This window comes from Pseudomonas sp. BIGb0164 (assembly GCF_024810135.1).
GTDB lineage: Bacteria > Pseudomonadota > Gammaproteobacteria > Pseudomonadales > Pseudomonadaceae > Aquipseudomonas.
On record NZ_JANUEA010000007.1, the window covers coordinates 231,351 to 244,196 of the forward strand.

10 protein-coding genes are annotated in these 12,846 nt (G+C 63.9%); 5 read left to right on the plus strand and 5 right to left on the minus strand.

Features of this window, described 5'->3' with window-relative positions; genetic code table 11:
* Positions 1 to 2 precede the first annotated feature (2 nt).
* From M2394_RS19860 to M2394_RS19875, 4 genes are all read right to left on the minus strand, one after another.
* The gene (locus tag M2394_RS19860; RefSeq protein WP_259173909.1) at positions 3 to 3,032 is read right to left on the minus strand and encodes a porin; all 3,030 of its coding nucleotides are present in this window, start codon (positions 3,030 to 3,032) and stop codon (positions 3 to 5) included.
* A gap of 54 nt (positions 3,033 to 3,086) precedes the next feature.
* Positions 3,087 to 4,151, minus strand: coding sequence for a hypothetical protein (locus M2394_RS19865; protein WP_178921476.1), 1,065 nt, complete (start codon positions 4,149 to 4,151; stop codon positions 3,087 to 3,089).
* A gap of 99 nt (positions 4,152 to 4,250) precedes the next feature.
* On the minus strand, positions 4,251 to 5,285 hold the full coding sequence (locus M2394_RS19870) for a hydroxyacid dehydrogenase (RefSeq protein WP_259173910.1): 1,035 nt from the start codon (positions 5,283 to 5,285) through the stop codon (positions 4,251 to 4,253).
* A gap of 8 nt (positions 5,286 to 5,293) precedes the next feature.
* Positions 5,294 to 6,622 (minus strand): MFS transporter, encoded by a 1,329-nt coding sequence (locus tag M2394_RS19875; RefSeq protein WP_259173914.1) that lies wholly within the window; start codon positions 6,620 to 6,622, stop codon positions 5,294 to 5,296.
* 154 nt (positions 6,623 to 6,776) lie between these two features.
* Here M2394_RS19875 and M2394_RS19880 point away from each other — a divergent pair, with 154 nt between their 5' ends.
* Together M2394_RS19880 and M2394_RS19885 are read left to right on the plus strand one after the other, a co-directional pair.
* Positions 6,777 to 7,682 (plus strand): LysR family transcriptional regulator, encoded by a 906-nt coding sequence (locus M2394_RS19880; protein ID WP_259173916.1) that lies wholly within the window; start codon positions 6,777 to 6,779, stop codon positions 7,680 to 7,682.
* On the plus strand, positions 7,679 to 8,572 hold the full coding sequence (locus M2394_RS19885; RefSeq protein WP_259173918.1) for a LysR family transcriptional regulator: 894 nt from the start codon (positions 7,679 to 7,681) through the stop codon (positions 8,570 to 8,572). The genes M2394_RS19880 and M2394_RS19885 overlap by 4 nt, the downstream gene beginning before the upstream one ends.
* Here M2394_RS19885 and M2394_RS19890 read toward each other — a convergent pair.
* Positions 8,569 to 9,465 carry a LysR family transcriptional regulator gene (locus tag M2394_RS19890; protein WP_259173921.1) on the minus strand — a complete coding sequence of 299 codons (897 nt, stop codon included), beginning with the start codon at positions 9,463 to 9,465 and terminating at the stop codon, positions 8,569 to 8,571. The genes M2394_RS19885 and M2394_RS19890 overlap by 4 nt on opposite strands.
* Before the next feature lie 122 nt (positions 9,466 to 9,587).
* Here M2394_RS19890 and M2394_RS19895 point away from each other — a divergent pair, with 122 nt between their 5' ends.
* The 3 genes from M2394_RS19895 to M2394_RS19905 all read left to right on the plus strand — a co-directional run bounded on the left by M2394_RS19895 (position 9,588) and on the right by M2394_RS19905 (position 12,839).
* On the plus strand, positions 9,588 to 10,253 hold the full coding sequence (locus M2394_RS19895; protein ID WP_176998606.1) for an RraA family protein: 666 nt from the start codon (positions 9,588 to 9,590) through the stop codon (positions 10,251 to 10,253).
* A gap of 11 nt (positions 10,254 to 10,264) precedes the next feature.
* Entirely contained in the window at positions 10,265 to 11,473 is a 1,209-nt protein-coding gene (locus M2394_RS19900) for a pyridoxal phosphate-dependent aminotransferase (RefSeq protein ID WP_259173922.1), read from the plus strand.
* Between the two features lie 94 nt (positions 11,474 to 11,567).
* Entirely contained in the window at positions 11,568 to 12,839 is a 1,272-nt protein-coding gene (locus M2394_RS19905; protein ID WP_259173923.1) for a cation:dicarboxylate symporter family transporter, read from the plus strand.
* The last annotated feature ends 7 nt before the right edge of the window (positions 12,840 to 12,846 follow it).

Here is a 12,846-nt window from a genome sequence, read left to right on the forward strand (position 1 = left end):
CCTCAGAACGAATAGTTGATGCCAGTGCCGACGGCGCTGATGGTAGTGCCCGCGCCGGGTGAGTAGCCGCTGGCCGCCGTGACGCCAGTGAGGGCGAAGTTGTAGTTGGCCAGGGAGTTGTTCTTCAGCAGCACGTACTGGGTGAACAGGTCGATGCGCTTGGTCAGCTTGTAGTTGGCGCCGATGGCGTACTGGGTGGCGCCCATGCCGTGGGTGTCGCATTCCACCGGGGTGGCGCGGATCATCTCGCACTTGCCGGGCAAGGCCTTGCCGTAGCTGGCCTTCAATGTCCAGGGGCCGATCTTGTGGGACGCGCCCACCAGGTAGGCCCGGCGGCGGTACTTGGAGAGGTCGCTGGTGGTGGTGCTGGTGTTGATCACACCGTCTTCGGAATAGGACAGGTCATCGGCGATCAGCGACAGCTTGGTCGCGCCAAAGTCGTAGGCCAGGCCGTAGCGGAAGCTGAAATCATCCGACGAGGTGCCATCGGTGACGTGGGTGCTGCTGCCCAGCCCGCGCGCGTTGCGGCCCAAGTCGGCAATGCCGAAATAATTGATGTGCCGCTCGGTGGCGAACACCGCCGTGAAGCCGCCGTTGTTGTAGGTCAGGCTGCTGCCGTAGACATAGCCCTTGTCCACATCACTGGCGGCGCTCATGCCGTTGTTCGAATACGCCAGTTTGAGTTGCAGGCCGTTCCACTCCGGGGTCCAGTATTCCACCACACCGGCCTGGCGGCGGTTGAACGCCGCGTCGCCATTTACCGCCGTGTCGTTGTAGCTCTGCGGGCCGTTGACGTTAGTCGACAGGCCAGCGCTGAAGCCCGGCGAACCGATGATGTTGAAGTACGCCGCACTGGTCTTGCCGTTGAACGGATCCAGGGTGGTGGTGGACTCTTTCATCGGCATGTCCCACACGCCATACAGCAACGTGCCGTAGTCGGTGTTATTGAACGCCGCGCCGGTGTTGCGCAGCTTGGTGCTCGGCGATGCCGAAGGGTTCACCGACTTGTCGTTGCTCGCGGTGTAGTTCATCGAGATGCCGTATTCCAGCTGCCACAGCAGCTTCCAGTCATCGCTGAGGCCGTAGCCGCCGTGCACGCCGAGGGCGGACACGTTGTCGCGGGCGCGCCAGAAGCTCGCCATGTTGCGCCCGTTCGGCGTGGCCAGGCGGCTCTGGTCAGCCGGTGCTGCCGGGGTGGAGCCATGGCGGTCGACGTATTCAGGAACGATGCCGAAGTTGCCGTAGATGACGGTGTCGGTCTCGGCCACTTCGAAGTCTTCGCCCTTGGAGCCGATGTCGCTGGCCAGCCCGGCGAACGCCTGGGGCGAACCGGAAATCGAGAACCACAGGCGCTTGGCCGCACGGTCGTCGCTGGTGGGGTCGGTACCCGGGGAGAACGCCAGGCTGGTGTTCATCACCAGGTCGCGGTGATAGAGGTTCAAGCCCACGCCGTAGCCGTAGCGTGTGAGGGTGTTTTCGCTGGCGTCCCACGGGTTCTTGTTGACCGTAACCTTGCCCGCATCGGCAAACAACGTGCCCTCGGCGATGGCGCCGTTGAAGCGCCCGAGGTATTTGCGCAGCTCCAAGCGGCCGAGCACGCCTTCATCGCCGGCCACTTCGCCGACGGGGTAGGCGCGCACACCGTTGGGCCCGCCGAGGCTGAGTTTTTCCGAGGAGTCGAGGTTCTTGTCGGCCCACTGCCCGGTCACCGAGCCAAACAGCGAGTAGCCATTGCCCAGGTATTGCAGGCGGCTGAAGCTCAGGTTGGCTTTCTTGTAGTGCCCGGCGGCGTTGGCGGTGAGCGCATCCAACGCGGCGTCGGCCGGCGTTTTTTTATCCAGGTCGCCAATGCCGTAGGCCAGGCTCCAGGTGTTGCTGCCCTGCCAGTCATCGCGCCAGTTGCCGTACAGCGTGGCGCTGCGAAACACCGCCGACTTGTTCACGGTAAAACCACCGGCGGAGTCTTCGAAACGCCGGTGATCTTCGGCCAGGTTGAAGCTGATGTTGCTGTCACGCGAGCGCAACAGCGAGCTGTTGATAAACACCGAAGACACCTGCGCGGTGCCGTCGGCATCCAGGCCCTTGAGGTTCTTGCCGATGCTGTATTCCAGCTCGGCGTAGTTGGCGCCCACCGAGATCCCGGTGGCGCCCAGCGGTTGCTGGTAACCGATGCCCTTGATGTCCAGGCCTTCAAAGGAGTTCTGCGAAGTGGCGGTAAAACTGTCGCCAAGGCCCAGCGCATCATTGAGGCTGACGCTTGAAGTCAGGCGATTGCTGCCGGTGTAGTAGTTGCCGTAGTTGTCGATGGCGGCGCGGGCGGTCCAGGCGGTCATCTCGCTGAGCTTGAGCACGATGTCGGCGGCGCCGGGCTGCTGCGACGGCCGCAGGATCGCGTGCACGGCCACGCCGGTGATGTCCGACAGGCGCAGCAACACACGCTCCAGATCTTGCTCTCGGATGATGGTGCCGGAAGGCAGCGCGTTGACGAACTGCTGCTGCACTTCGGGGCGCAGGCGCACATTGGCGTCCGGCAATGCGCTGACCTGGCCGATCACGCCCTCGGAAACACCGAGGGTCACCTGGCCATTTTGAATATCCTGGGCCGGCAGGTAGGCCCGCGCCACCAGGTAACCCCGCGCCCGGTACAGCGCCGTGACCTGCGCGGCGGCGTCACGCAGGCCATCCAGGCTCAGGGTCTTGCCGGCGTAGGGCAGCAGCACCGGCTGCAACTGGGCATCACTGAGTTCGCGGTTGCCTTTCACCACGAAGCGCTTGACCTGCACCTGCACGCTTGAATTGCCCACCTTGGGCGCTGGCGTGTCGTCCTGGCTTTCGATGCGCACGCTGCCAGGGGTAGCCGGCTGGGCATTGTCGGTGGGGCGCAGCACCGAGCGGCTGTTATCGAACAGGGTGCCGGACGAGGGCAGCGTGTCGGCCTGGGCCTGGGCAGCGATCAGGGCGGCGGCCAGCAGCGACAATGCGCCAGGCCCCCAGGCGCGCGGCGCCCGGGCAGTGGGGAGAGTTGGGCTCATACAGTTCTCTTATTGTTTTTATCGAGACGCAGCGTTGGGCAAACAGCGTGAAACTCAGGGAAACAGCATTCGCGCCACCGCCTTGTCACCCAGGAGGCGCGCCGCGTTGTGGCCGATACCGGGAATCGTGTGCTGGGGATGGCGCAAAGGAATCTGCCATTGGCTCGACAGGAACTGCTCGTAGCTGACGAAATTCAGTTGCCGGTCGAGCCGGGTATCGCCCTGGTAATTGGCCCCGCAGGAGCTGTCGAGCACGCGGCTGGTGGGGTTGTTGTCCTGGGCACCGACCAGGTAGGTGATGTCGCGCGCGGCATAGCGGGCAAACACTTGGCGGTTCGTCAGGTGCTGGTTCTGCAGGTAGGCGGGTGCATTGTCGAGGCCATAGCGATAACGGCTGTAGCTGGGGCACATGATGCTCACCACCGGCTTGAACACGCCGTCCTGCAAGCGGTTTTCGTCGAAGTACACGTAGCTCGACGGGCTGGCGACCACGTAGCGGATCGTCAGGCCGTGGGCCTTGAGGCTGGCGTCGAGGTCATTCATCACCGCGTAGCGTTGCATCAGCTGCGCACCGGCCGAATGGCTGACCATCACAATTTCCTTGAGCGCCGGGTAACGCTGGCGGTCGGACAGGTAGGCAACCACATCGTCGAGCACCTGGAACGCCGGAATGCCCTTGCGCCCGAATTGCGATTCGATGCCGTGCATCCACTTGTCGCGGGGCCACAGCGGCATGTCATTGCTGACACCGGCGTCGGTGGGGGTGAGGAAATTCGGCGCCAGCAACAAGGTGGTGGTGCTCGGCAGACGGGCGTTGCCCAGCAGCTTGCGACCGGTGTTGAAGTACTGGTCGGCGTCGCGTTGCACGCCGTGCAAAATCACCACCGCACGCTCCAGGGTCTTGGGCGGGTTGTAGAGGTCGGCGTTGGCGTAGATCGGGAACGGGTAGGCGCGGTCATCGTGGCCCAGCCGCAAAACCTGGCGGGCATCGGCTTCAGGCTTGTCGACGCCCTCGCTGTGCACGTCGACCTTGGCGCAACTGCTCAGGGTGCCCATCAGGGCGAGGGAGGCCAAAACGGCGGTAAAGGGTTTCAAGGCGGTGGGCAGGCTTATGAACATGACCGGGCACTTCTCTTGTTTTTTTAAGAGCCTATCAGTGCTGTCCACCTATTAAAAATATCTAAATAACGGGGTTTGGATACTTTAAAGATATGCCAATCAAACACCCACCACACGCCCTACCCGCTCGCTGATCAGCCCCCAGGCTTCGGGGTTCAGCAGATGGGATGGACGCTCGCCGCGCAGCAACGCCGCGATCTGCGCCGCCGATGAACGCGCCACGTTGCGCCGGCCACCGTGGGTAACGCCTGCCGTGTGAAAGGTCGCGACCACATTGGGCAAGCTCATCAGCGGTGCATCCTGGGGCGGGGGTTCGCAGGCCCACACATCCAGCCCGGCGCCGCTCAAATGGCCGTTCTTGAGGGCCACGTACAACGCCGCTTCATCATGGATGCCCCCCCGGGCGGTCGAGAGGAATACCGCGCCCCGCTTCATCGCCGCGAACTGCTCGGCGCCCATCAAGTGGCGAGTGCTGGCATCCAGCGGGCAATGCAGGGACACAAAATCACTGCGCCGCAACAGCTCGGCCAAGGTCACCGGTTGCGCGCCCTGGGCCTGCACCTGCTCATCGCGCAGATGGGGGTCGTAGGCCAGCACCTCGAGGCCAAAACCCCGGGCGATGGTCGCCACACGCCGGCCGATTTCCCCCAGGCCGATCAGGCCGAGGGTGCGCCCATGGATCTCCTCGCCCATCAGGTCTTCGCGGCTGAAACCCGTGGCGTGGCGCAGGGTGTTGTGGGACTCGACGATACGCTTGACCACCGCCAGCAGCAGGCCAAAGGTGTGCTCGGCCACCGAGTGGGCATTGGCACCCGCCTGGTTCATCACGGCGATGCCCGCACGGCTGCAGGCGGCCACATCCACCGTATCGAACCCCGCGCCGCCCGACGACACGCAGAGCAGTGCCGGGCACTGCTCGATCAACGCCTGGCCGGCAAACCAGTGCCAGGGCAACTCGTCCTTGGCGGCCGAGACATGGTACGCGTGGGCCTGGCGCAAGGCGGCCAGAGTACGTTCATCGTCCCCCTGGCGCGGCAGCACCTGCAGCGCCAGTTGGGGGTTGGCCTGGATCATTTCGTCAAAGACGGGGTTGATCCAGAAATCGAGGCGGCACACCTGCATCACTCGGTTCATCCGGGCTCCTAGGCTTGTGGGTTGGCGGCAGTTGGAGGGCGTGGCTCGACCATGGTGAGCACGATGGCGAAGGTGATCAGCGAGCTCACTCCGAGAAAACCAAACACGTAGTCCCAATTGAAATGATCGAGCAACATGCCGACCACGAACGGCGTGAAGGCACCGCCCAGGGAACCGCCGGTGTTGACGATGGACGCGGCGAACGGCACGCGCTCTTTGGTGGCCAGGCCCATGGGGTACACCAGGAACGTGGAGTAGCCGATGTTGAGCAGGATGCCCGCCAGCAGGAACACTGCCGACAACAGCAAGGGGTCGCTGGGCGCGTTGAGCAGCACCACCATCATCAGCACCGTGGCCAGCGAACCGATCAGCATCGCCGGTTTGCGCCGACGGTCGAACACCCGGTCCGAGAGCCAGCCGCCCAGCAGGTTGCCGATGATCGCGCCGACCCACGGCGCGGAGGCGACCATGCCCATCTTCAACACCGAGTACTGCTTGACGGTGATCAGGTAGGTGGGCACCCAGGTCATGATCGAATAGGTGATGCCCACCATCAGGAAGTAGCCCATGGCACAGGCCCACACGTTCCAGGAGGCGAGGATGCTTTTGTTGTCGGCCAGCAGCGGCACCTGGCGGGTGCGGATCAGCCGGTCGAACCACACCGGGATGCGTACCATCGGCTGGACCGAGGCCGCGCCCTGGGCGTGGCTGCCCTGGATATGCTGCAACTCGCTGGCCGAACAGTGCGGGCTGTCAGCCGGGTCGTCCTTGACCAGCCACCACCACAACAGGGCCACGAAGAACCCCGGGATGGCGAAGAAAAAGAACACTTCGCGCCAGCCGTACAGGTGCACGATGTAGGCACACAGCGGCGGCACGATGGCCGGCGCCACCTTGATCGACGACATGAAGATGCCGGTGGCCAGGCCCTTTTCGCTCGGCGGAAACCAGCGGTTGATGATCGACACGATGCCGATGTTGATCGGCCCTTCCGCCGCCCCCAGCAACGCACGCGCCAGCTTGAGTTGCAGCACGCTGGAGGTGAAGCCGATGAGCAAGGTGGCCAGGGAGGTCAAAACCAGCGAACCGGTCAGCAGCTTGCGGATGCCGTAGCGGCCGAACAGGTAGCCAGCGGGGATCTGCACGATGGCGTAGGTCAGGTAGAACAGGCTCGCCAGGGCGCCGATGTCGGTGTTGCTCAGGTGGTATTCCTGTTTGATGAAGGGCACCACCACGCCGATGTTGGCACGGTCGGCACCGGCCACCATGTAGGCCAGGAAAAACAGCGCCGCCACGACCCAGCGAAAACGGCTGGTGGATTTGGAGTCAGCTTTCATTTCTTCACCGATCTTTCTTGGAGTTATGGTCGGTACGCCGTGAAGAAACCCTCACGCCAGTAGGCCGTGAGCGGGATAGTGCCGAGGAAATTTAAGTAGACATAGAGATATTCCGTGAACTAAAAACATTCCAAAACCAGATGAGATTCACCCTGTGCCTACTTTCAAACAGCTCGAAGCGCTGATTGCCGTGGTCGACCACGGCACCTTCGACGGCGCGGCCAACCGCCTGGGCCAGGTGCAGTCGGCCATTTCCCGGCAGATCCAGGAACTGGAGCACTGGCTGGGGTTCGCGCTGTTCGACCGCAGCGGCCGTGGCGCCCGGCTCACCGCGCTGGCCGCACCGGTGGTGGCCCAGGCCCGCGACGTGCTGTTGCAGCGCGACATCGTCAACAGTTGCCTGATCAGCCCGCAGGTGCTCAGCCGTCGGTTGCGCATCGGCATCACCGAACTCAGCGCCCTGACCTGGCTGCCGCGGCTGATCAAGGCGGTTTCTAGCCACTACCCCAAGGTGCGCATCGAGCCGGAGGTCGACCTCAGCGTACGTCTGCATGGGTTGCTGATGGCCGGCCAGGTTGATGTGATCGTGGTGCCGGATGCGTTCAGCAGCAATGGCCTGATCAAGGTGGCACTCGATGAGGTGCGCAACAACTGGTTCTGCGCACCGGGCCTGCTCAATCACCAGCAACCCCTGACCCTGGAAGATTTGAGCCACTGCACCCTGCTCGCCCAGGGCCGGCTGTCGGGTTCCGGCCTGCTGGTAGACACCTGGCTCGCCACGCACCAGGCCAGCCCCAGCGCGCACATTCCGTGCAGCAGCCTGGCGGCCCTGATCGGCCTAACGGTGTCCGGCCTGGGCGTGACCTACCTGCCCGACATCACGGCCGCGCCCTATTTGCTCAATGGGCAACTGGTGAAGCTCGACGTGACGCCGCCGCTGCCCACCACGCCCTATGTAGCGCTGGCACGGGCCGACAGCTACAGCCCGTTTCACCGGCATGTGATGGAATTGCTCGGCGAGCACTGCGACCTGCAACAGGCCTATGGACGCCCGGCATGATCAACATCAAGCAGATCGAAACCTTCTACTGGACCCTCAAGCTCGGCACCCTGCAGCGCGCCGCCACGCGCCTGTTCATCACCCAGTCCGCCGCCACCAAGCGCCTGCAGGAACTGGAAAAACAGGCTTGCCTGCCGTTGTTCGAACCCGGCAGCCACAAGGTGCAACTGAGCGCCAAGGGCGCCGAATTGCTGGAGGCCAGCGAAGGCCTGATCGCCAGCCTGGCCCGACTGGACGCCTTGCGCGGCGCCGCCCACCAGGTGCAGCGCGCCGTACGCATGGGGTTGACGGAGCTGGTGACCATCACCTGGTTCACCGACTTCGTTGCGCGCACCAAGGCCGAGCTGCCGGACATCAGCCTGCACCCGGACGTGGACCTGTCCGCACGCCTGCAACGCAAGCTGCTCGACGGTGACCTGGACCTGGTCGTGATCCCGCAGGACTACGTCACCGCCGCCATGGCCTCGATCCCGCTGCAATCGATCACCTTCACCTGGCTGGCACCGCCACGGCTGTTCCCCGAAGGCACCACCCTCTCCCTCAAGCAACTGGCGCTGTGGCCGATCATCGTGCAAGGCCCGGACTCGGGGATCACCCAACGCTGCGAGCAGCTGTTTGCCCAGGAGGGTATCGAGTTCAACCACGTGTACGGCAGCAACAGCCTGTTCGCGCTGCTGGCGTTGATCCGTGCGGGGGTGGGCATCAGTTGTTTGCCGAGGGGTTTGTTCGTGGACGAGATCGAGCGCGGGGAGTTCCAGGAGGTGACGCTGGAAGTGCCACCGGCCGCCGTGAACTATCACCTGGCGTTTCTCAAGCATGGGCGCACCGCGCTGATTGACACCCTGGCCGACCTGGCGCGCCAGTCGACCCAGGGCGATGCCCGCCGTTAGAGCAACAGCCGCGAAAAATCGCAGCAGGCCTGGGCCATCTGCGCCACGTCCTGGTTCAAGCCGAACTGGCGATCGACCCGGTGCAACGCCACGTAACGCACGCTGGGCAGTTCCGGCTCGGTGACCAATGCCCGTAGCGAACCCTGCTCGATCAGATGGGAAAGGCACGCCTTGGGCAGGTAGCTCACGCCAATCCCCGACAGCGCCAAGCCCACTTGCACCAGCAGGTTGTGGCTGGTGAGCGTGCGCGGCATCTGCACGTTGTGGGTGGCCATCCAGCGCTCGTAGATCAAGCCGGTGCCCGACTGCGAGCCCTGGGTGAGCACGGTGTAGCTGGCCAGGGTTTCCAGGCTGACCGGGTCGGCGTCGGGGATCAGCCCGGGCGAGCAGATCCAGGCGTTGTCCACGCTTTGCAGCGGGGTGCTGTGAAAGCGCGAGTCGCTGTAGGCGTCGGGCACGATCACCAGGTCCAGCTGGTCGCTTTCCAGTTTGCGGAACAGCTCGCTGCTCAGTTCCACCGACGGTTCGATCTGCACCTTCGGATACGCCTGGCGCAACGCCTCCACCAGGGCCGGCAGCCAGGTCAGCGCGGTCAGCTCGGTGACCCCGAGGCGAAACCTGCGCACCAGCACGTTGCGCGCGCTGACTCGTTCGAGCAACTGATCGCGACTGTTGAGCAGGTCGCGGGCGTAGTCGAGCAGCTCGCCGCCCTTTTCAGTCAGCCGCGCATTGCGCTTGCTGCGGTCGAAGATCTCCACATCGAAGGTTTCTTCCAGTTCCTGGATGCGTTTGGAGATCGCCGACTGCGACATGTTCAGCTTGTTCGCCGCCGCCTCGAAGCTGCCCAGTTCGGCAATCCAGTAGAGCGCGTCGATTTGCTTGAAGGTGATCATGCCGGCCAACTCATGAGAAAAAGCGATGCTAACACATCATAAAATATCGCTAAAACTGTCCGTTCATCGCTCCTAAGATTTGGCCATAGCCCGTCGCTATCCAACGATTCTGGAGATTTGCCATGTCCTTGCCCGGTTCCCGCATCCTTCCCAACGCACCGATGGCCCCGGCCGAACTGGTGGAGGCGTTCGCCCATGTGGTCACGCCGCACATCAGCGACAACCTGGGCCGGCACATCGGCGCCCGTGGCCTGACGCGCTACAACCGCACCGGCAAGCTGGTGGGCACGGCGATCACCGTGAAGACGCGGCCCGGCGACAACCTGCTGATCTACAAAGCCATGAGCATGATGCAACCCGGCCACGTGCTGGTGGTGGACGGCCAGGGCGACACCAACAACGCGGTGATCGGCGAGCTGGTCAAGCTCTACGCCCAGCAGCGCGGCTGCGTCGGGTTTGTGATCGACGGCGCGATCCGCGACGTCGCCAGCTTCGACGACACGCCCTGCTACGCCCGTGCGGTGGTGCACACCGGCCCTTACAAGACCGGCCCCGGCGAGGTGAACGTGCCGGTGTCCATCGGCGGCATGCTGATCAACCCGGGCGACCTGCTGGTGGGCGATGAAGATGGCCTGGTGGCGTTCTCCCAAGCCGATGCCGCCGAGGTGCTGCGCCGCGCCGGGCAACATGCCGAGCATGAAGAAGCGGTGAAGGCCGAAATCGCCACCGGCGCGGTGCGCCAGAGCTGGATCGACAAGGTGCTGGCCAACGCCGGCCTGGCGGACTGAAGGACACCCTGATGAGCACTGCATTTCTTTCCGACCGCGTCCTGGGCATTGCGCCCTCCCCCAGCGTTGCCGCCAATGCCTTGGTAAGCGAGCTGCGTGCCCAGGGCCGTGACATCGTCAATTTCACCGTGGGCGAGCCGGACTTCGACACCCCGCCGCATATCCTGCAAGCGGCCAGCCTGGCGATGCACAGTGGCGACACCCACTACACACCGACCACCGGCACCCTGGCCCTGCGCCGGGCCATCTGCCTGAAGCTCGCACGGGACAATGGCCTGGTCTATGGCCTGGACGAAGTCGTGGCCGGCTGTGGCGGCAAGCACATCATCTATCACGCGCTGGCCGCCACCTTGAACCGTGGCGACGAAGTGATCGTGCACACGCCCTATTGGGTGTCCTACCCGGACATCGCGCGGCTCAACGATGCCACGCCGGTGATCATCCCCGGCGATGAAAGCCTGGGCTTCAAACTCGCGCCCGACACCCTGGAGCAGGCGATCACCCCACGCACCAAATGGGTGATCCTCAACAGCCCCAACAACCCCAGCGGCGCGGTGTACAGCGAGGCCGAACTGCTGGCGTTGGCCGACGTGCTGCGGCGCCATCCCCATGTGCTGGTCATGGCCGATGAGATCTACGAGCACTTCGTCTACGGTGACGCCCGGCATGTGCCGTTGACGCGCCTGGCGCCCGACCTCAAGCCGCGCACGCTGATCGTCAACGGCGCGTCCAAGGGCTACGCCATGACCGGTTGGCGCCTGGGGTTTGGTGCCGGCCCGGCATGGTTGATCAGCGCCATCGCCAAGCTGCTGTCGCAAACCACCACCTGCCCCAGCTCACTGAGCCAGGCCGCCGCCGTGGCCGCCTTTGCCGGCGAGCAGGCGCCCATCGCCGACATGCGTGCGCAATACCAGCAACGTCGCGCGCACATGCTGGGGTTACTGGCGGACATCCCCGGCGTGAGCTGCACCCCACCGGACGGCGCGTTCTACGTGTTCGTCAATGTGAGCGCGCTGATGGGCAAGCTCACCCCGGCGGGCGACCGCCTGGAGGACGACACGCAGCTGGTGGACTACCTGCTGCGTGACTACGGCCTGGCCACGGTCAGCGGCGCGGCCTACGGCATGTCGCCGTATGTGCGCCTGTCGTTTGCCAGCGCCCTGGACGTGATCGAAGAAGGATGCCGTCGTCTCAAAGACGCATGCCACGACCTGCGCTGACGGCTTCTCGCTGCACCCGGCGGCCCACCACGGCCGCCTTTCGACTGCCTAGAACAACAACTTAAAAATCATTGATCTCAAATGAGGCATTCCTATGCACACGCCCCGCATCGCGCTGGTCTGGCAAATCGTTATCGGCTTGCTCACCGGCATCGCCATTGGTGCCCTGTTGCACCGCTTTCCCGAGTCCCGCCCATGGCTGGTGGACAACGTGCTGCAACCGGCGGGCGACATCTTTATCAAGCTGATGAAGATGATCGTCGTGCCGATCGTGTTTTCCTGCATGGTGGTGGGCATTGCCGGCCACGGTGACGGCAAATCCCTGGGCCGCATCGGGGTCAGGTCCCTGGGCTATTTCTTCTGCATCACCACCTTGGCGATCATCGTCGGGCTGGTGCTGGGCAACCTGCTCAAGCCTGGCGCCGGCACCGAGCTTTCCAGCCTGCAGGCGGCCAGCATCAGCCTGCCCACCAGCAGCGGCGCCGGGCATAGCCTGGGGCAGATTCTCGTCGGGATCATCCCCGACAACGTGATCAGCGCCATGGCCCAGGGCAGCCTGCTGTCGGTGCTGTTTTTTGCGGTGATGTTCGGCCTGGGCGTGTCGCGCTTGCCCGCCGAACGCAAAGACCCGGTGATCGCGCTGCTGCGTGGTGTCAGCGATGCAATGTTCAAGGTCACGTCGATGATCATGGCGTACTCACCGATTGGCGTGTTCGGGATGATCGCAGTGACCGTGGCCAACTTCGGGTTTGGCTCGCTGCTGCCGTTGGCCAAGCTGATCCTGGTGAGCTATGTGTCCATCGTGTTTTTTGTGCTGGTGGTGCTGAACCTGATTGCACGGTTGTGCGGGATCAACCTGTTTGCCTTGATGCGTCATATCAAGGACGAACTGGCCCTGGCCTTCTCCACCGCCAGCTCCGCAGCGGTGATGCCACAGCTGATGAAAAAGCTCGAAACCTACGGCGTGCCACCCTCGCTGGTGAGTTTTGTGGTGCCGGTGGGTTACTCGTTCAACCTGGACGGCGCCTCGTTGTTCCTGGGCATCGGCACGTTGTTTGTCGCGCAGCTCTACGGTATCGACCTGAGCCTGGGCGACCAGGCCTTGCTGGTGGTGACCATGGTGCTCACCTCCAAAGGCGCGGCCGGGGTGCCGGGCTTCATGTTCGTGATTCTCTCGGCCACCCTGGCCAGCGCCGGCCTGCCGTTGGAAGGCATTGCGTTTATCGCCGGGGTGTACCGCTTGATGGAAATGCCCACCACGGCGTTGAACGTGCTGGGCAATGCCTTGGCGCCGCTGGTGATTGCCAAATGGGAGGGGCATGATCGTCAACCGGTCATAGAGGCAGTGCCTGTGCGACGGGGATAGGGGTGCA

Bases quoted from the DNA above. Each gene is read 5' to 3' on its own strand.
- M2394_RS19860 (WP_259173909.1), bottom strand. From the start codon at position 3,032: ATGAGCCCAACTCTCCCCACTGCCCGGGCGCCGCGCGCCTGGGGGCCT.
- M2394_RS19865 (WP_178921476.1), bottom strand. From the start codon at position 4,151: ATGTTCATAAGCCTGCCCACCGCCTTGAAACCCTTTACCGCCGTTTTG.
- M2394_RS19870 (WP_259173910.1), bottom strand. From the start codon at position 5,285: ATGAACCGAGTGATGCAGGTGTGCCGCCTCGATTTCTGGATCAACCCC.
- M2394_RS19875 (WP_259173914.1), bottom strand. From the start codon at position 6,622: ATGAAAGCTGACTCCAAATCCACCAGCCGTTTTCGCTGGGTCGTGGCG.
- M2394_RS19885 (WP_259173918.1), top strand. From the start codon at position 7,679: ATGATCAACATCAAGCAGATCGAAACCTTCTACTGGACCCTCAAGCTC.
- M2394_RS19890 (WP_259173921.1), bottom strand. From the start codon at position 9,465: ATGATCACCTTCAAGCAAATCGACGCGCTCTACTGGATTGCCGAACTG.
- M2394_RS19895 (WP_176998606.1), top strand. From the start codon at position 9,588: ATGTCCTTGCCCGGTTCCCGCATCCTTCCCAACGCACCGATGGCCCCG.
- M2394_RS19900 (WP_259173922.1), top strand. From the start codon at position 10,265: ATGAGCACTGCATTTCTTTCCGACCGCGTCCTGGGCATTGCGCCCTCC.
- M2394_RS19905 (WP_259173923.1), top strand. From the start codon at position 11,568: ATGCACACGCCCCGCATCGCGCTGGTCTGGCAAATCGTTATCGGCTTG.